The organism is Curtobacterium flaccumfaciens pv. betae (genome assembly GCF_026241855.1).
Lineage (GTDB): Bacteria > Actinomycetota > Actinomycetes > Actinomycetales > Microbacteriaceae > Curtobacterium > Curtobacterium flaccumfaciens.
In genome coordinates, this window is the sequence record NZ_JAPJDC010000001.1 from 470,486 (window position 1) to 488,307 (window position 17,822).

Sequence of the window (17,822 nt, forward strand, 5' to 3'; positions counted from 1 at the left end):
TCTCGCGGTGGTGCTGGGACCGATCAGGCCGGCACGTAGTCGAACGTGTCGGGGTCGGGGCCCGTGCGGTGACCCTTGTCGAGGGCGGTGATGTCCGTCATGTCCTCGTCCGAGAGCTCGAAGTCGAAGATCGCGAAGTTCTCCTCGACGCGGGCCCGGGTGACCGACTTCGGGAACACGATGTCGCCGCGCTGGATGTGCCAGCGGAGGACGACCTGGGCCGGGGACTTGCCGACCGACGCGGCGACACGGGTGATGGTCTCGTCGTCGAGGACGAGGCCCTGCGCGATCGGGGACCACGCCTCGGTCGCGATGCCGAGCTCGCGGTTCACAGCGCGGAGGTCGTCCTGCACGAGGTACGGGTGCACCTCGATCTGGTTGACCGACGGCGGGACGTCGGTCTCGGCGCGCAGGCGGTGCAGGTGGTGCGCCTGGAAGTTCGAGACGCCGATCGAGCGGGCGGTGCCGGCGTGGTACAGCTCCTCGAGGGCCTTCCACGTCGGGACGAAGTCCGAGACGGTGGGCAGCGGCCAGTGGATGAGGAACAGGTCGGTGTAGCCGCCGAGCAGGTCGGCCGACTTCTTGCCGTTCTCCAGGGCCGCGGCCGGGTCGTGGAAGCCGTTGTTCAGCTTCGAGGTGACGAAGATCTCGGAACGGTCGATGCCGGACTCGGCGATCGCCTCGCCGACCTCCTTCTCGTTGCCGTACATCTCGGCGGTGTCGATGTGGCGGTAGCCGACCTCGAGCGCGGCCAGTGTGGCGGCCTTCGTCTCGGAGGGGTCGATCTGGAAGACACCGAAGCCGAGCTGCGGGATGGTCTTGCCGTCGTTCAGGGTGATGTTCGGAACGGTCATGGTGTCATGCAACCAAACGCCCCTCAGCGCCCATTCCGCCAACGCCCAGGAACGGCGACCCCGGGCGTGCCGTTCACGCGAGCGCGGCCGTGATGTACGCCTGCAGGGCCTGCCCGTAGGCGATGGCCGGCACCTCGGACGCGAAGCTGCGGTCGGTCCCGCCGATCGTCGCCGTCACGGTGAAGACCACGCGACCGCCGACCTGCACCCGGGTCAGTCCGATGAACGAGGGCCCGAGGAGTTCGCGGAGCTGGTCCTCGCGGGGCAGCCAGAGTGACTCGGTGGCGGTGACCGAGTCGAGCGCCCACTCGGTGGTGCCGTTGAAGCCGAGGATCGTGCCGGTGGGGGAGTCGTGCCGTTCGACGGTCATCTCGGACACCGTGTAGACGTCGTCGTCGATGCCGGGCTTGTCGATCACGAACCGGTCCCCGGTCTCGGGGTGCCAGCGGAGGCCGGCGTCTCGGAGGGACCTGGCGAGTTCGACGGTGATCACGTTCCCACCTTGCCCGCGCGACCCGCCCCTGTCACCACCTAGGTTGCCGAAAGCATCCCGTACTAGCATCGCCGAGCACCCCTCGCGCGAGCGCAACCCGTTCGTGCGCGCGACGTGACGACGCCCGGGCAACCGGTGCCGAGCCTCCAGGCCGTGGGAACCGGCCGTGGGCCGGACCGCCGGTCGGCGTCCCCGACCGAGGCTGACGGACACCCTGCCGCCGAAGAGAAGGACCCGCATGACCCTCGAACGCGAGGAACTCCGCGACGACTGGACAGTGACCCTGGCCGGGGGAACCGGCGCGCCGGACGGTGTCGCGGGCCGTGCCATCCCGGCGACGGTGCCCGGCCAGGTGCACACCGACCTGGAACGGGAGGGCCTGCTGCCGGACCCGACGTTCCACCTGAACGAGCAGCCCACCAAGTGGGTCGGCCGCGCCGACTGGTCCTACCGCCGCACGGTCGACGTCGACCCGCGGGGCCACGAGCGCGTCGACCTGGTCTGCGACGGCCTGGACACCGTCGCGGAGCTCAGCCTGGACGGCGTCGTCGTGGGCACGACCCGCAACATGCACCGTCGCTACCGGTTCGACGCCCGGGTGCAGACGGGATCCGGCGGCACCACGAAGGACCTCGAGATCTTGTTCGAGTCGCCCTACCGCGAGGCCGGCCGGGTCGCCGCGAAGGCCGGCAGCATGCCCGGTCCGTACGACGAGCCGTTCCCGTACATCCGCAAGATGGCGTCGAACTTCGGCTGGGACTGGGGGCTGACGGCGGTCACGAGCGGCCCCTGGCGGCCGGTCGCGATCGAGCGTTGGTCGACCGCGCGCCTGCGCGAGGTCCGCCCGCTCGTCGACGTCGAGGCCGGCGAGGGCGTGCTCGATGCGCACATCACCGTCGAGCGCTCGGGCATGAACGACCTGGACCAGGACGGCGAGGACGACGACCTCGTGCTCGTCGTCACCGTCAGCGGCGAGACCGAGGACGGCGGCACCACACGCCAGCGGTCCCGCGCGCAGCTGACCCCGAAGGACGACGAGACGGTCGTCACCGTGCGCGTCCCCGAGGCGCGGCGCTGGTGGCCGCACGGCTACGGCGCGCAGCCGCAGTACGACGTCGTGGTCGAGCTGCAGACCGTCGACGGCGAGGTGCTCGACCGCGACACGTTCCGCACCGGGTTCCGGTCGACCCGCATCGAGACCCAGGCCGACGGCATCGGCCGACCCTTCGCGGTGCACGTCAACGGCACGCTCATCGACGTCCGGGGTGTCAACTGGATTCCCGACGACGTCATCGTCTCGCGCGTCGATCGCGCCCGACTCGAGTCCCGGCTGGGTGCCGCGGCCTCGCTCGGCACGAACCTCGTGCGCGTCTGGGGCGGCGGAGTGTACGAATCGCGCGACTTCTACGAGGTCTGCGACGAACTCGGTCTGCTGGTCTGGCAGGACTTCCCGTTCGCGTGCTCGGCGTACCCCGAGGTCGAGCCCATCCGCAGCGAGGTCATCGCCGAGGCGCGCGACAACGTCGCCCGCCTCGCCCGCCACCCCTCGCTGGTGGTCTGGAACGGCAACAACGAGAACATCTGGCTGCACGACGCCGACGGCTGGGGTGCGGAGCTGGGCGACCGGGGCTGGGGACTCGACTACTACCTCGACCTGCTGCCGACCATCGTCGACGCCGTCGACCCGTCGCGCTTCTACACGGTCGCGTCGCCGTGGTCCGGCTCCGAGTCGCTGCCCGCGAACGAGGTCGACCACGAGACGCACCATTCGTGGGACGTCTGGAACCGGCTGCCCGACACCGCCTACCGCGAGTCGGTGCCCCGGTTCGTGTCCGAGTTCGGCTGGCAGGCGCCGCCCGCCTGGCGCACGCTGCGCGAGGCGGTCACGGACTCGCCGCTCCGGGTCGACTCGCCCGGTGTGGTCCACCACCAGAAGGCCGCCGAGGGGATGGCCAAGCTGGCACACGGACTCGAGCCGCGCTTCGGCGCCGTCGACCCGGCCGCGTTCGACGCGTGGCACTACCTGACGCAGCTCCAGCAGGCCCGAGCGATCGCGACCGGCATCGAGCACTGGCGCACGCACTGGCCACGCAACACCGGTGTCGTGGTGTGGCAGCTGAACGACCTGTGGCCGGTGTCGTCGTGGTCGGCGATCGACTCGGCGGGGCGGCTGAAGCCGCTCGCGCACGAGCTGCGCCGCCTGTACGACGACGTGCTGCTGACGATCCGTCCGGTGTCGACGGTGTCGGTGACGCCGGGTGCGGCAGGTACCGCGGGCGCGTCGGGTGCGGAGCGGACTGGAGGCCCGGATCACCCGGGTGGGTCGCCTGCGGTCGGCGAGACGGCTGACCTGGGCGAGCTCGCGGACACGCTCTCGCTGGGTGTCTCGCCCGGCGCGTTCGGGTCCTCACCGGTCGAGGTGGCCGTCCGGTCGACCCGCACCGGGCACGACAGCGTGGTGCGGGTGCGCCGGATCACCACGGCCGGCACGATCCTGGCCGAGGTGTCCCTGCCGGTCCGGTTGTCCGCTGCCGGCGTCGCGGTGGTGTCGCTGCCCGAGTCGGTCGGCGTCGTCGACGACCCGGCGAACGAACTCATCGTCGCGGACATGGACTGGCGCCGTGCGGTCTGGACCCCCGGCCCCGATGCTGCGATCCGCTGGGAGCCCGCCCGCTACCGCACCTCGTTCGCGGTGGTCGACGGCGGTCTGGACCTGACGGTCGAGGCCGACTCGCTCGTGCGCGACCTGCTGGTGCAGCCGGACCGGGTCGCGGAGGGCGGCACGGTCGATCGTGGGTTCATGACGCTGCTGCCCGGAGAACGGGTGGTGTTCCGGCTCGGTGGTGTGACCGAAGCGGACGTGCCGGCGCTGCGAGCGGAGCCGGTCCTCTGGAGCCTGGACCGTGCCCTCGCTCGTTGAAATGCAGAACAGCACGGTGATATATTCGACGTTGCGCCGCTCGTTGTCGTGATCTGAGCGACTCCGGCGTCCGATCGACCTCCTCGTCGACCGGTCGACAGGAGGTCTCACATGTCGCTCGCCATGCGCCCACCCACCGGGGCGGTGCCGACCGTGCTGCACCCGACCGTGCTGCACCCGATCGTCCCCGTGTCCTCCCCTGCCTGGGCTGCCGGGGCCACGGCGTCGCACCGCACGGTCGCTCCGGCGGGGGCTCGCCGGGGGTTCGTCCCCGCGGTGGCGCTGCTCGACCTCGTGCTGCTGCTCGCAGCGTTCGTCATCGCCCACGTCGTGCGGTTCCCCTGGGAGCTCGCGTCCGTCCGGCCGCGCTCCGGGTGGTTCGAGTTCGTCGTGGCCCCCGCCATCGTCGCGGTGTGGATGCTCCTGCTCTCGGCGTTCCGCACCCGCGACCCCCGGATCGCCGGCATCGGCGGCGACGAGTACCGCCGCCTGGTCACCGCGAGCCTGGTCGCGGTCGCCGGTGTCGCGGTCGTGGCGTACGCAGCGCAGCTCGACCTGGCTCGCGGGTACGTCGCGATCGCGTTCCCGTTGGGGCTCGCGTTCCTGGCGCTCGGCCGCAAGGGGGTCCGGACGGTGCTCGCCCGGAGCCGCGCCAGGGGTGAGCACCTGCAGGACGTCCTGATCGTCGGCGACGCCGAGGACGTCCGCTACGTGGGCGCGCGGATCGCTGCCGCACCGAGCGCCGGCTACCGAGTGCGTGCCGTGGTGACGGACTGTGCTCCGGTCGGGGCCGAGGTCGACCTGGGGGTGGCCACCGCTCCGGTCGTCGGCGGCATCGAGGACGTGCTCGTGCACGCCCGGGCCGAGGGTGTCTCGGCCGTCGTCGTCGCGGGTGCCGTCCGCGGTGGGCACGCGCGCCTCCGTCGGCTCGGGTGGCAGCTCGAGGAGCACGGCGTCGAGCTCGTCGTGTCCTCTCCCCTGGCCGACATCGCCGCCGGGCGGGTGCACGAGCGCCCCGTGGACGGGTTGCCGCTCATGCACGTCGAGACGCCCGACTACCGCCGCCGCGCGGGCAAGCGGGCACTCGACGTCGTCGGCGCCGCGTTCGGCCTGGTGCTGCTCTCCCCGGTCCTCGCCGTGGTCGCGCTGGCGATCCGCGCCGACGACGGCGGGCCGGTCTTCTTCCGGCAGGTCCGCGTCGGTCGCGGCGGTGCGGAGTTCCCGATCCTGAAGTTCCGGACCATGTGCGTCGACGCCGAGGCGCGCATGGCTGCCCTGCAGTCCGAGAACGAGGGCGCCGGTCCGCTGTTCAAGATGAAGGACGACCCGCGGGTGACCCGGGTCGGTGCGTTCCTGCGACGGACCTCGCTCGACGAACTGCCGCAGCTGTGGAACGTGCTCACCGGTTCGATGAGCCTGGTCGGCCCTCGGCCGGCCCTGCCGCGCGAGGTCGCGCTGTACGAGGACTTCGCGGACCGCCGACTCCTCGTGACCCCGGGGATCACGGGCCTGTGGCAGGTCAGCGGCCGATCGGACCTCGACTGGGTCGAAGGGGTCCGGCTCGACCTGCACTACGTCGAGAACTGGTCGTTCCTGCACGACCTCGTGATCCTCGCCCGCACCGTCCCGTCGGTGCTGCGGTCCCGCGGCGCGTACTGAGCGCTGCGCTTCCCTGTACGAACGGTGTCCGTTCCGGGGCCCGGCCTGGGCATCCAGCGGCGGGGGAGTTACGATGGACGCACACGGACTTCCGCCGCGTGGGTCGACGACGATCACCGGACGGCGACCAGTTCCACAACAAGGAGTCATGATGCTCGGAAACCTCGGCGGCATTCACCTGCTGATCATCCTCGGGATCGTCATCCTGCTGTTCGGCGCGACCAAGCTCCCGGCGCTGGCCAAGGGCCTCGGCCAGTCGATCAACATCTTCAAGAAGGAGATGTCCGACGACGAGAAGAAAGCCCAGGCCAACGGCACGGCGCCGGACGGCACGGTGCACAACAGCACTGTCCAGAACGCTCCCGCCGAGCCCGCCGCCGGTCCGGTCCTGAACCCGGGGCCGAGCGCGCAGCCGAACACCGACTCCCGGCGTTAGGACACCCAGCCCCGTCCTGTCGGCAGCCCCCGCGACCACATCGGTCGCGGGGGCTTCGTCGTGCGGGATCGACCGCCGGGCGCCGCGTGCCGCAGGATGAGCACATGACCGCTCCCGTTCCCGTTCCGGCCCCCGTGCCGCACGGAGTCGCGCCGCTCCGGGACGACCGGCGGATCGTGCTGGTGGTGGCGATCCTGGCGTCGTTCGTCGTCGGGCTCGATTCGAGCGTCGTGAACGTCGCGCTCCCCGCGATCCGGCAGGAGCTCGGCGGCGGACTCGTCGTGCAGCAGTGGGTCGTCGACGCGTACCTGGTCACCCTCGGCTCGCTCATCCTGGTCGCCGGCAGCCTGTCCGACCTGTTCGGCCGGGTCCGGATCATCACGTGGGGGCTCGTGGTCTTCGGGATCGCGTCCGTGGTGTGCGCCGTCGCCCCGACCGGCGAGGTGCTCATCGTCGCGCGGGCGCTGCAGGGCGTCGGCGGGGCACTCGTCATGCCGAGCGCACTCGCCCTCATCGTCGCGGCGTTCCGCGGGGCGGCGCAGGCGAAGGCGATCGGCACGTGGACGGCGTGGTCGAGCGCGGCCACGATCATCGGCCCCGTGGTCGGTGGGTTGGTGGTCGACGGGATCGGGTGGCGGTGGGTCTTCGTGCTCACCGCGGTACCGATCGCCGTGACGATCCCGCTGGTCCTGCGCATCACCGGCGACGTGTACCCTGCGGTGCGCCCACGCATCGACGTCGTCGGGGCCGTGCTCGCCGTGGTCGGGGTCGGCGGTGTCGTGCTGGGCCTCATCGAACAGGAGCGGCTGGGGTGGGGTGCGCCCGTGGTGGTCGGCGCGCTCGTGCTCGGTGCCGCCGCACTCGTGGCGTTCGTGCCGTGGGAACTGCGGGTGACCCGGACGACGGGGTCGCCGCTCGTCCCGCTCGAGTTGTTCCGGGCGCGGAACTTCACGGTCGGCAACCTCGCGACCCTGTCCATCTACGGTGCGCTCGGCATGGTGTTCTTCGTCGTCACGCTGTTCCTGCAGGAGGTCTGGCGGTACCCGGCATGGCTCGCCGGCCTGGCGACGCTGCCGCCGACGATCATGCTGCTCGCGCTGTCCACCGCCGTCGGGTCCGCGGCGGGTCGGTTCGGCCCGCGGTGGTTCATGGCCGCAGGGCCGGCAGTCGGGGCGGTCGGGGCGCTCCTGCTGCTGCTCGCCGGCGACGACCCGACCGGGTACTGGTGGTCGGTGTTCCCCGGGCTGGTGCTGATCGGCGTGGGCATCGCCCTGATGGTCACGCCCCTGACGAGCGCGGTGCTCGGGTCGGTGCCGCAGTCCGAGGCCGGGTCCGGGTCAGCCGTGAACAACGCGGTCGCGCGGATCGCCGGACTCGTCACGGTGGCACTGGCCGGCGTGGTGCTCGGCGGCGAAGTGAGCGTCGACGGGCTGCACCGGGCCATGGTGGTGATGGCGCTCCTGCTGCTGGCCGGCGCCGTCGTCTGCGCCGTCGGGATCCGGAATACGCCCGCGCGGACGTAAGTTGAGTGGAGTAGACTCAACTCCAGGACCACCGCAACGAAAGGACGGAACGCATGGCGAACCTCCAGGGCGCTCCTGACTCCCAAGAACGACAGAAGACCGCCCTCGAGCAGTACGGCATCGACCTGACGGCGATCGCCCGCAGCGGCAAGCTCGACCCCGTGATCGGACGTGACTCCGAGATCCGACGCGTTTCCCAGGTGCTGACGCGCCGCACCAAGAACAACCCCGTGCTCATCGGCGAGCCCGGCGTCGGCAAGACCGCCGTCGTCGAGGGGCTCGCGCAGCGCATCGTCGCCGGCGACGTCGCCGACTCCCTCAAGGACAAGCGACTCATCTCGCTCGACATCTCCGCCCTGATCGCCGGCGCCAAGTACCGCGGCGAGTTCGAGGAGCGGCTCAAGGCCGTGCTCAAGGAGATCAACGACTCCGACGGGCAGGTCATCACGTTCATCGACGAGCTGCACACCCTGATGGGTGCCGGGGGCGGCGAGGGCTCCGTCGCGGCGTCGAACATGCTCAAGCCGATGCTCGCCCGCGGTGAGCTCCGGCTCATCGGCGCGACGACCCTCGACGAGTACCGCGAGTACATCGAGAAGGACGCCGCGCTCGAGCGTCGCTTCCAGCAGGTCTACGTGGGTGAGCCCAGCGTCGAGGACGCCGTGGCGATCCTCCGCGGGCTCAAGGAGCGCTACGAGGCACACCACAAGGTGACGATCAACGACTCCGCACTGGTCGCGGCCGCGAGCCTGTCGAACCGGTACATCTCCGGCCGCCAGTTGCCCGACAAGGCCATCGACCTGATCGACGAGGCAGCGAGCCGACTCCGCATGGAGATCGACTCCAGCCCGGTCGAGATCGACGAGCTGAAGCGGAACGTCGACCGTCTGCGGGTCGAGGAGTTCGCGCTCAAGCAGGAGAAGGACGACGCCTCGAAGGCCCGCCTCGAGACCCTGCGCAACGAGCTGCACACGCGCGAGGAACGGCTGGCCGAGCTCGAGCAGCGCTGGCAGGCCGAGCGCGCGAGCCTGAACCGCATCGGTGAGCTCAAGCAGCAGCTCGACGACCTGAACATGCGGTCGCAGCGAGCCCAGCGCGAGGCCGACTACGAACTCGTCTCCCGACTCGAGTACGGCGAGAAGCCCCGCATCGAGGCCGAGCTCGCCGCCGCCGAACAGGCCGAGAGCGCCGACCGGATGGTGAACGACAGCGTCACCGACGAGGACATCGCCGCGGTCATCGCGCAGTGGACGGGCATCCCGCTCGGCCGACTGCTGCAGGGTGAGACCGAGAAGCTCCTGCACCTCGAGAGCGAGCTCGGCCGCCGCATCATCGGGCAGCGCACCGCCGTGACCACCGTGTCCGAGGCCGTCCGTCGCACCCGCGCCGGCATCTCCGACCCGGACCGCCCGACCGGTTCGTTCCTGTTCCTCGGCCCGACCGGCGTCGGCAAGACCGAGCTGGCCAAGGCGCTCGCCGAGTTCCTGTTCGACGACGAGAAGGCCCTCGTCCGCATCGACATGAGCGAGTACGGCGAGAAGCACTCCGTGGCCCGCCTGATCGGTGCCCCGCCCGGGTACGTCGGGTACGAGGCCGGTGGACAGCTCACCGAGGCGGTCCGCCGCCGTCCGTACTCGGTGATCCTGCTCGACGAGATCGAGAAGGCGCACCCCGAGGTGTTCGACGTGCTGCTGCAGGTGCTCGACGACGGGCGACTGACCGACGGCCAGGGGCGCACGGTCGACTTCCGGAACACGATCCTGGTGCTGACGTCGAACCTGGGCTCGCAGTTCATGACCGACCTGTCCCTGAGCGACGTGCAGCGGGAAGAGGCGGTCCGTGAGCTCGTGCAGCAGGCGTTCCGACCGGAGTTCATCAACCGTCTCGACGACATCGTGGTGTTCCAGGCCCTGACGGCCGACGACCTCGGGCAGATCGTGTCGCTCTACGTCGACCGGCTGGCCCGCCGACTGACCGACCGCCGGCTCGAGCTCGCCGTCACCCCCGAGGCGCGCGGCTGGCTGGCGGAGCGCGGGTACGACCCGCTGTACGGCGCTCGGCCCCTGCGTCGCCTGATGCAGCGGCAGATCGACGACCGGTTGGCACGCGCCATCCTGTCCGGTGACGTCCGCGACGGCGACACCGTGCGGGTGGACGTCGCGGCGGACGGGGACGGCCTGACGGTCGAGCCCTTCGAGCTGGCCGAGATCGTCGAGGAGTAGCCCACCGAGACGGACAGGAGGCCCGTCACCGGTTCCTGGGACCGGTGACGGGCCGTTCGTCTACCGTCCACGGCATGCCTGAGATCCGCGCGATCCGTCGCCTCACCGACGCCGTCGAGCACGCGAGCGTGCTCGACAAGGCCGTCGACATCGACCGTGCCGTCGTGAACGCCCTCGCCAAGCCGAAGGCCCTGCGCCAGCTGCTGCACGGCGTGCCGTTCGGCCACCCGATCCACCCGCTCATGGTGCAGGTGCCCCTCGGTGCCTGGATCTCCGCCGCGGTCCTCGACCTGGTCGGCGGGAAGGGCAACGCGAAGGCCGCCAAGACCCTGGTCGGCGTCGGGGTCGTCTCGGCGAGCAGCGCCTCGGTCGCCGGCTACGTCGACTGGTCGGAGCTGAACCGCGAGCAGCTCCGCACCGGATGGGTGCACCAGGCCGTGAACTGGACCGGTCTGTCGTTGTACGGGCTGTCGTGGCTGCAGCGGAAGCGCGGCAACCACGGCGCCGGCAAGCTGCTCGGCTTCGCGGGTCTCGCCGTCGTCAGTGTCGGCGGGTACCTCGGTGGGCACCTTTCCTACCGACAGCGTGCCGGCGTCAGCGCGCACGGCGAGGTGCCGTTCGACGCCTGATCCACTTCCCAGGTTCGTCAAAGGTACGTCACGTGTGATGTATCGATGCGCGTACTCGTGGTGGACGACGAACGGGCCCTCGCCGACCTGGTCGCGACGGGCCTGACCCGGCAGGACATGGCGGTGGACGTCGCCTACCGCGGCGACGACGCCGACGAACTGCTGGCGGTGCACGACTACGACGTCGTCGTGCTCGACCGTGACGTCCCCGGGCTGCACGGCGACGAGGTCGCACGGCGGCTCACCGCGCGCGGCGCACTCACACGGATCCTCCTGCTCACCGCCGCGACGACGTTGAGCGACCGTGTGCACGGGCTCGAGCTCGGTGCCGACGACTACCTGACCAAGCCGTTCGAGTACCCGGAGCTCGTCGCCCGGGTCCGTGCGCTCGGTCGACGGAGCGTCGCACCCGTCGCCCCGGTGCTCGAGCGTGCGGGGTTCGTCGTCGACACGAACCGGCGGATGGCCACGCGCGACGGTCGCCCGCTCGACCTGACCTCGAAGGAACTCGGGGTGCTCGAGACCCTGCTCCGTGCGGACGGTCGGATCGTCTCCGCCGAGCACCTGCTCGAGAAGGTCTGGGACGTGAACACCGACCCGTTCACCGCCGCGGTCCGGGTGACGATGTCGAAGCTCCGCCGGAAGCTCGGGGACCCGGACCCGATCCGGACCGTGCCCGGTCAGGGTTACTCGCTGTGAGTCGGTGGGCCCGGGGCTGGAGCATCCGGACCCGGACGGCCCTGACGTTCGCGCTCGCGGCCATGGCGCTCGCGACCGGGGTCGTCCTCTTCACGAACACGATGTCGCTGGCCGGTGTCGGTGCCGGCCTCGACACCGCGGCCGTGCAGCGTCCGCCGTCCGGATCACCGGGCACCACGACCGCTCCGGCCCCGATCGAGGTGGACGGCACCGCCGACGACGGTGCGGTGGCGGTGATCCGGCTCGTGGCCGTGCAGCAGTGGCAGTGGTCCGCGATCGGGATCGCGGGCGCCGGGCTCGCCGCCGGGGGAATCGGCTGGCTCGTCAGTCGCCGGGTCCTCCGGCCCATCGACCGGATCACCGCGACCACGAACCGCATCTCGGCGTCGAACCTGCACGAGCGCATCGCGCTGGACGGTCCGGACGACGAGCTCCGGCGGCTCTCGCGCACCGTCGACGACCTGCTGGAGCGGCTCGAGACCGCGTTCGAGAGCCAGCGTCGGTTCGTCGCCCAGGCGTCCCACGAACTCCGGACACCCCTCGCGGTGCAGCGCGCGGCGGTGCAGATCGGTCTGCACGACGACGCCGACCCCGCGGACGTCCGAGCGGTCCGGGCGGAGCTGCTGGAGCAGAACCGCCGCACCGAGCGGTTGGTCGAGTCGTTGCTCGTGCTCGCCGAGGCCGATCGCGGGCTGGCGGGTGCGACGCGCGCGGTCGACCTCGACGAGGTGACCGCCGAGGTCGTCGCGGGGGCGGCCCGGGACGCGGCCGAGGCGGGGGTGACGCTGACCCATGAGCGCCGCACCGGGCCTCCCGGCCTGGTCGTACCGGGGGAGCCGACGCTGCTGCGGCAGCTGCTCGGCAACCTGGTCGGCAACGCCGTCGAGTACAACGAACCCGGCGGTGTCGTGTTGGTGACCACGGAGCCGGACGGGTTCGTCGTCGAGAACGGAGGGCCGGTGGTCCCGGCGGACGAGGCGGGGCTGCTCGTCGAACCGTTCCGCCGCGGTGGGACGGACGACGCACGCGGGCAGCACAGCGGTCTGGGCCTGTCGATCGTGGCCGCGATCGTGCACGCCCACGGGTGGCGACTGTCGATCGCCGCACGGCCGACCGGCGGGCTGCTCGTCCGGGTCCGTGTTTCGCCGGTGCAACCCGACGTGCACGCGGGGCGAAACAGCCGTTCCGGTGTGCTGGAGGCATGAACCACACCACGATGACGACCACCCGTCGCACCCGGTCCCTGATGAGCGCGGCCGCGGCCGTCGTCCTGCTGCCCCTGCTGCTGGTCGGCTGCTCGGACACGGCACCGGACGACGACACGACGACGGCGGCCGGGGGTGCGGCGCCGGGTGTCGCCCTGGCCGAGTGCATGCGCGACCGCGGCTACGACATGCCCGACCCCGGCACGGGTGGCGGGTCGATGCAGCTCAGCGCACCCGACGGCGTCGATCCCGAGCAGTACCAGGACGACCTCAAGGGCTGCCTCGACGACTCCGCAGCGGCCGGCGACGCGCAGGCCGCGCAGCCGATGCCGGGCAGCGAGGAGATCGCGAGGAAGACCGCGGAGTGCCTGCGGGAGCGGGGGTTCCCGGACTTCCCGGACGACCAGGAGGCGCAGAACCGGTTCCAGCCCGATGACCAAGAGGCGTTCGACGAGGCTGCCCACACCTGCACCGACGCCGCCTTCGAGGCCGTCCAGGGCGGAGCCGGGTCGTGAGCCACCGGCGTGCCCGACGCCGGACGATCGTGTCGGTGTGCCTCGTCGCGGCGGTGGCCGCGGGGGCCGGGACGTGGGCCCTCGCCACGGTGCCGAGTGGTCCGGGAGCCTCGGCCAGCAGCGCGTCGCGCGGCGGGACGGCGTCGACCGGAGCCACCGCCACGGTCACGCGCGGCGACCTGACCGACTCGAAGGTGTTCGCCGGGACGCTCGGGTACGGCGCGGCCACGGGGGTCCCCGGTGCCGCCGCCGGCACGATCACCTGGCTGCCCCGCGCCGGCGACGTCATCGAACGCGACGGGGCCCTGTACGCCGTCGACGAGCGGGACGTCCGGTCGATGTACGGCACCGTGCCGCTCTGGCGTGACCTGGAACGGGGACTGCAGGGCGCCGACGTGCGGCAGCTCAACGAGAACCTGGCCGCCCTCGGGTACGACGTGTCCGTGGACGACCGGTTCGGTCCACGGACCGAACGAGCCGTCCGGCAGTGGCAGCAGGACCGCGGACACGACGTGACCTCGGTGCTGACGGCGGACGACGTCGCGTTCGTGGACGGCGCGGTCCGGGTCGCCTCGGTCGACGGTCGGCTCGGGGAGCGGATCGCCGGCGGAGCGGGCGCGGGAGCGGGTGCCGGCGGCGCTGGTGCGGCGGCCGGCGCGGGTGCGGCGGCCGACGTCCTGCAGGTCACGAGCACCCGGCGCGTCGTCGCGGCGACCGTGCCACAGCGCGACGCCGAGCGGCTCGCGGTCGGCACCGACGTCGAGGTCCGGGTGAACGGCGCCGGGGCAGCCATGCCGGGTTCCGTCGTCGACGTGCAGCCGACGACGAGCGAGGACGGCGGGACGGCCGTCGACGTCTCGGTGTCGTTCGACCCGGGGAAACGCACGCTGCCCGCGGCAGCGTCCGCGCAGGTCGACGCGAAGGGCACCACCGAGCACGACGTGCTGTCCGTGCCGGTGGCCGCACTCGTCGCGGGTGCCGGTGGCCGGTACGCCGTCGACGTCGTGCGGCGGGACGCCACGACGGAGCGGGTCCGGGTCGAGCCCGGCTTCAGTGCGGACGGACGGATCGCGGTCACGGGTGACCTGGCCGCCGGCGACCGCGTGGTGGTGCCCGGATGAGCGCCGCCGTGCTGCCACCCGCCGCCGTGTTGCCACCCGCCGCCGTGCTGCCACCCGACTCCGTCCTGTCGCTCCGTGACGTCACGAAGACCTACGGCGACGTCGGAGCCCTGCGCGGGGTGTCGCTCGAGGTCACCGCGGGCGAACTCGTCGCGGTCGTCGGGCCGTCGGGGTCGGGCAAGTCGACGATGCTCAACGTCGTCGGGACGCTCGACCGTCCCACGTCCGGCACGGTGACGATCGCCGGCAACGACGTCGCGACGATGTCCGACGACGCCTTGTCCGGACTCCGTGCCGACCACATCGGGTTCGTCTTCCAGCACTTCCACCTGCAGGCCGGCGCGACCGCCACCGAGAACGTCGCCGACGGCCTGCTCTACCAGGGCGTGCCCCGGCGCGAGCGGCACCGGCTGGCGGTCGAGGCCCTGGGCCGCGTGGGCCTGGCGCACCGGGTGGACCACCGACCGCACCAGCTCTCCGGTGGGGAGCGCCAACGCGTCGCCATCGCGCGGGCCGTCGTGGGCGACCCGACGATCCTGCTCGCCGACGAACCGACGGGTGCACTCGACACGGCGTCCGGTGCCGCGGTGGTCGAGCTCCTGCGCGAGCTCAACGCGGCGGGCACGACGGTCGTGGTCATCACGCACGACCTCGACCTGGCGGCGTCGCTGCCCCGGCAGGTCCGGATGCGTGACGGCCGGATCGAGCACGAGGTCGCTCCCGTCGTCGACGAGGTCGCCCGATGAGCCGGCGTCGGTCCGTGGGCGCGGTCGACCTGCTCCGCCTCGGCGTCTTCGGGTTGCGGACCCGTCCGGGTCGCGTCGTGCTGTCGGCGCTCGGCATCGCGATCGGCATCGCGGCGATGCTCGCGGTCGTCGGGATCTCGTCGTCGAGCAAGGCGAAGGTCGACCAGGTGCTCGACACGCTCGGCACGAACGTGCTCACTCTGACCCGGGCGCAGGGCCTCGGCGAACCGGTCCCCTTGCCGTCCACCGCACTCGAGTCGGTGCTGCGGCAGGACGACGTCGAGTCGGCCGCGGCCGTCGGCACCGTGCCGGACACCGGTGTGTACCGGAACGACCACGTGCCGGCACCCGAGACGGAGGGCCTCGGGGTGCTCGCCGCGTGGGGCGACGTGCCACGGGTCCTCGGCGGCCAGCTCGCAGCCGGGCGGTGGATCGACGATGCAGCCGGGGCGCCGCCGCAGGTCGTGCTGGGGGCGCGGGCGGCCGCGGTCCTCGGCTTCGACGACCTGCATCCGGACAGCCGAGTCTGGATCGGCGGTCGGTGGGTGCAGGTGGTCGGGGTGCTCGACCCCGTCGCGCTCGCCGAGGACCTCGACTCGCGGGTGTTCGTGCCCCGCGGGTTCGCCGGGCAGCTGGGCTTCGACGGGGCTCCGACCGCGGTCTACACGCGTGTCGACCCGGCGCACGTCGAACGGTCGAGGGACCTGCTTGCCGGTGCGGTCCGACCCGGGGCACCGCAGGATGTCGGCGTGACACGGCCGTCGGACGCGTTGGCCGCGAAGGACGCCACGGACGACTCCTTCACCGGGCTGCTGGTCGGCATCGGCGGGGTGGCGCTGCTCGTCGGTGGCATCGGGGTGGCGAACACGATGGTGATCACCGTCCTGGAACGCCGTGCCGAGGTGGGCGTCCGTCGTGCGCTGGGGGCCCGTCGTCGGAACATCCGCGACCAGTTCCTGGTCGAGTCGTTGCTGCTGTCGTTCCTCGGCGGGCTGGCCGGCGTCGTGCTCGGCGTCGCGGTGACGGTCGTCTTCGCCGTCACGCAGGGCTGGCCGGTCGCGCTGCCGGTCTGGGCCGTCGTCGGGGGACTCGGTGCCACGGTCGTCATCGGCGGGGTCTCCGGGCTCTACCCGGCGGCACGCGCGGCGCGGATCCCGCCGACGTCCGCCCTGGCGGCCGTCTGACGCGTGCGGTGGACGCACGCCCTGGAGGCCCGGTGCCGGTCCGGCGGACCGGCACCGGGCCTCCAGGCGGTCGCTTCCCCACACCGGACGCGAGTCGCAGATCATGCCTGGTCATGACCACCTGGTCAAGCATCTGCGTCGATCTGTTCGACATCCGTGATGCCCCGGAAACACGCGGATCGAAAGCGGTCACAGGGACCGATCCAACGGTTGACAAGGGGCCGTGCAGGGTCTTCTATTGCGAATACGCAACGTCCTTTCATAAAGGTCGGAACAAGGGAGTCATCGTGACACGAACGCGTTTCGCCGCACTCGGTGCGCTCGCCCTCGCAGGCGCGCTCGCCCTCACCGGGTGCTCCGCCGGGAGCAACGCCGCTTCCGACGGCGGCACGAAGTCCATCGGCACACCCGATGGCAAGGGCAAGACCATCACCGTCTGGATGATGAACGGCGACCTGAGCGACAAGGTGCTCGACGCCGCCGGCAAGCAGTTCACCGCCGACACCGGGGCGAAGGTGAAGATCCAGACCCAGCAGTGGGACGGGATCACCACCAAGCTCACCACGGCGCTCGCGCAGAGCGACGCCCCCGACGTCGTCGACCTCGGCAACACGCAGGTGCCGGTGTACGCGGCCGCCGGCGGGTTGACCGACCTGACGCCGTACCGCGACGAGCTCAAGGACGGCCAGACCTGGCTCACCGGGCTCGAGGGTCCCGCCACCGTCGACGGCAAGCTCTACGGGGCACCGCTGTTCGCCGGCAACCGGGCCGTGGTCTACGACAAGAAGGTCTGGAAGGACGCCGGCGTGACCGACGTGCCGACCACCTACGACGAGCTCACCGCCGACCTCGACAAGGTCAAGGCCGCCAACCCGGCCAGTGACTTCTCCGCCTTCTACATGCCCGGTCAGTACTGGTACGGCGGGCTGCAGTGGGTCTGGGACGCCGGCGGCGAGATCGCGACGGACAAGGACGGCAAGTGGACCGGCACGCTCGACTCCGCGGACGCGGTCGAGGGGCTGACCGCCTGGAAGGACTTCCAGAACGCGTACTCGGCGAAGTCCACCCAGGACATCAACACCGACAAGCCCTCGCAGAGCGACGTCTTCGCACAGGGCAACACCTCGGCGTTCCTCGGGTCCGCCTGGGAGATCGGCTCGATCACCACGGCGAAGCCGGAGCTCGCCGATCGCATCGGCACGTTCCCGATGCCGTCGTCCACGGCGGGGAAGACGCAGCCGGTGTTCCTCGGCGGCTCCGACCTGGGGATCCCGGCCAAGGCGAAGAACCAGGAGCTCGCGCTGTACTACCTGAAGATCCTGACCTCGAAGGAGTTCCAGCAGGACCAGGTGTTCGGGGTCGACGGCTGGGAGCCGAACTCCACCGAGCTGCTCGACGCGGTCGCCGACGACGTCGACGAGCTGCACAAGCCCTACTTCGAGGCGGCCGGCACGAGCCGACCGACCCCGGCCACCCCTGGCTGGGCCACCATCGAGGGCGACGCCTCGTTCCAGTCGATGTTCGCCGACGTCGCGACCGGCCGGAAGTCGCCGGAGCAGGCAGCCGAGGGCTTCTCGAAGCACCTCACGACCGCGCTGAACGCGCAGCCGTAGGCG

At 71.6% G+C, this 17,822-nt stretch carries 15 protein-coding genes; 13 read left to right on the forward strand and 2 right to left on the reverse strand.

Annotated elements, in window-relative coordinates:
* Window positions 1-23 precede the first annotated feature (23 nt).
* Together ORG17_RS02335 and ORG17_RS02340 are read right to left on the reverse strand one after the other, a co-directional pair.
* The gene (locus ORG17_RS02335; protein ID WP_214527467.1) at window positions 24-854 is read right to left on the reverse strand and encodes an aldo/keto reductase; all 831 of its coding nucleotides are present in this window, start codon (window positions 852-854) and stop codon (window positions 24-26) included.
* A gap of 73 nt (window positions 855-927) precedes the next feature.
* Window positions 928-1,347, reverse strand: coding sequence for a pilus assembly protein CpaE (locus tag ORG17_RS02340; protein ID WP_111056750.1), 420 nt, complete (start codon window positions 1,345-1,347; stop codon window positions 928-930).
* Between the two features lie 238 nt (window positions 1,348-1,585).
* Here ORG17_RS02340 and ORG17_RS02345 point away from each other — a divergent pair, with 238 nt between their 5' ends.
* From ORG17_RS02345 to ORG17_RS02405, 13 genes are all read left to right on the forward strand, one after another.
* Window positions 1,586-4,267, forward strand: a complete 2,682-nt coding sequence (locus tag ORG17_RS02345) for a glycoside hydrolase family 2 protein (protein ID WP_214527468.1) — start codon at window positions 1,586-1,588, stop codon at window positions 4,265-4,267.
* Window positions 4,268-4,378: 111 nt separating this feature from the next.
* On the forward strand, window positions 4,379-5,926 hold the full coding sequence (locus ORG17_RS02350) for a sugar transferase (RefSeq protein WP_214527469.1): 1,548 nt from the start codon (window positions 4,379-4,381) through the stop codon (window positions 5,924-5,926).
* 151 nt (window positions 5,927-6,077) lie between these two features.
* Window positions 6,078-6,362 carry a twin-arginine translocase TatA/TatE family subunit gene (tatA, locus tag ORG17_RS02355; RefSeq protein ID WP_027464884.1) on the forward strand — a complete coding sequence of 95 codons (285 nt, stop codon included), beginning with the start codon at window positions 6,078-6,080 and terminating at the stop codon, window positions 6,360-6,362.
* A gap of 104 nt (window positions 6,363-6,466) precedes the next feature.
* A complete protein-coding gene (locus ORG17_RS02360) occupies window positions 6,467-7,885 on the forward strand; it encodes an MFS transporter (RefSeq protein WP_214527470.1) in 1,419 nt (472 codons plus the stop codon).
* Between the two features lie 53 nt (window positions 7,886-7,938).
* On the forward strand, window positions 7,939-10,107 hold the full coding sequence (locus tag ORG17_RS02365; protein WP_081827211.1) for an ATP-dependent Clp protease ATP-binding subunit: 2,169 nt from the start codon (window positions 7,939-7,941) through the stop codon (window positions 10,105-10,107).
* Between the two features lie 74 nt (window positions 10,108-10,181).
* Window positions 10,182-10,736 carry a DUF2231 domain-containing protein gene (locus ORG17_RS02370; RefSeq protein WP_111056754.1) on the forward strand — a complete coding sequence of 185 codons (555 nt, stop codon included), beginning with the start codon at window positions 10,182-10,184 and terminating at the stop codon, window positions 10,734-10,736.
* A gap of 45 nt (window positions 10,737-10,781) precedes the next feature.
* Window positions 10,782-11,435: a response regulator transcription factor gene (locus ORG17_RS02375; protein ID WP_027464882.1), complete on the forward strand. Its 654-nt coding sequence runs from the start codon at window positions 10,782-10,784 to the stop codon at window positions 11,433-11,435.
* A complete protein-coding gene (locus tag ORG17_RS02380; protein WP_214527471.1) occupies window positions 11,432-12,640 on the forward strand; it encodes a sensor histidine kinase in 1,209 nt (402 codons plus the stop codon). Before ORG17_RS02375 ends, ORG17_RS02380 begins: the two co-directional genes overlap by 4 nt.
* The gene (locus tag ORG17_RS02385) at window positions 12,637-13,155 is read left to right on the forward strand and encodes a hypothetical protein (RefSeq protein ID WP_214527472.1); all 519 of its coding nucleotides are present in this window, start codon (window positions 12,637-12,639) and stop codon (window positions 13,153-13,155) included. Before ORG17_RS02380 ends, ORG17_RS02385 begins: the two co-directional genes overlap by 4 nt.
* Window positions 13,152-14,276: a peptidoglycan-binding protein gene (locus ORG17_RS02390; protein ID WP_214527473.1), complete on the forward strand. Its 1,125-nt coding sequence runs from the start codon at window positions 13,152-13,154 to the stop codon at window positions 14,274-14,276. The genes ORG17_RS02385 and ORG17_RS02390 overlap by 4 nt, the downstream gene beginning before the upstream one ends.
* The gene (locus tag ORG17_RS02395) at window positions 14,273-15,022 is read left to right on the forward strand and encodes an ABC transporter ATP-binding protein (protein ID WP_250892460.1); all 750 of its coding nucleotides are present in this window, start codon (window positions 14,273-14,275) and stop codon (window positions 15,020-15,022) included. Before ORG17_RS02390 ends, ORG17_RS02395 begins: the two co-directional genes overlap by 4 nt.
* Window positions 15,019-16,206, forward strand: a complete 1,188-nt coding sequence (locus ORG17_RS02400) for an ABC transporter permease (protein ID WP_250892461.1) — start codon at window positions 15,019-15,021, stop codon at window positions 16,204-16,206. Before ORG17_RS02395 ends, ORG17_RS02400 begins: the two co-directional genes overlap by 4 nt.
* A 287-nt stretch (window positions 16,207-16,493) precedes the next feature.
* On the forward strand, window positions 16,494-17,819 hold the full coding sequence (locus ORG17_RS02405; RefSeq protein ID WP_214527474.1) for a sugar ABC transporter substrate-binding protein: 1,326 nt from the start codon (window positions 16,494-16,496) through the stop codon (window positions 17,817-17,819).
* Window positions 17,820-17,822 lie beyond the last annotated feature (3 nt).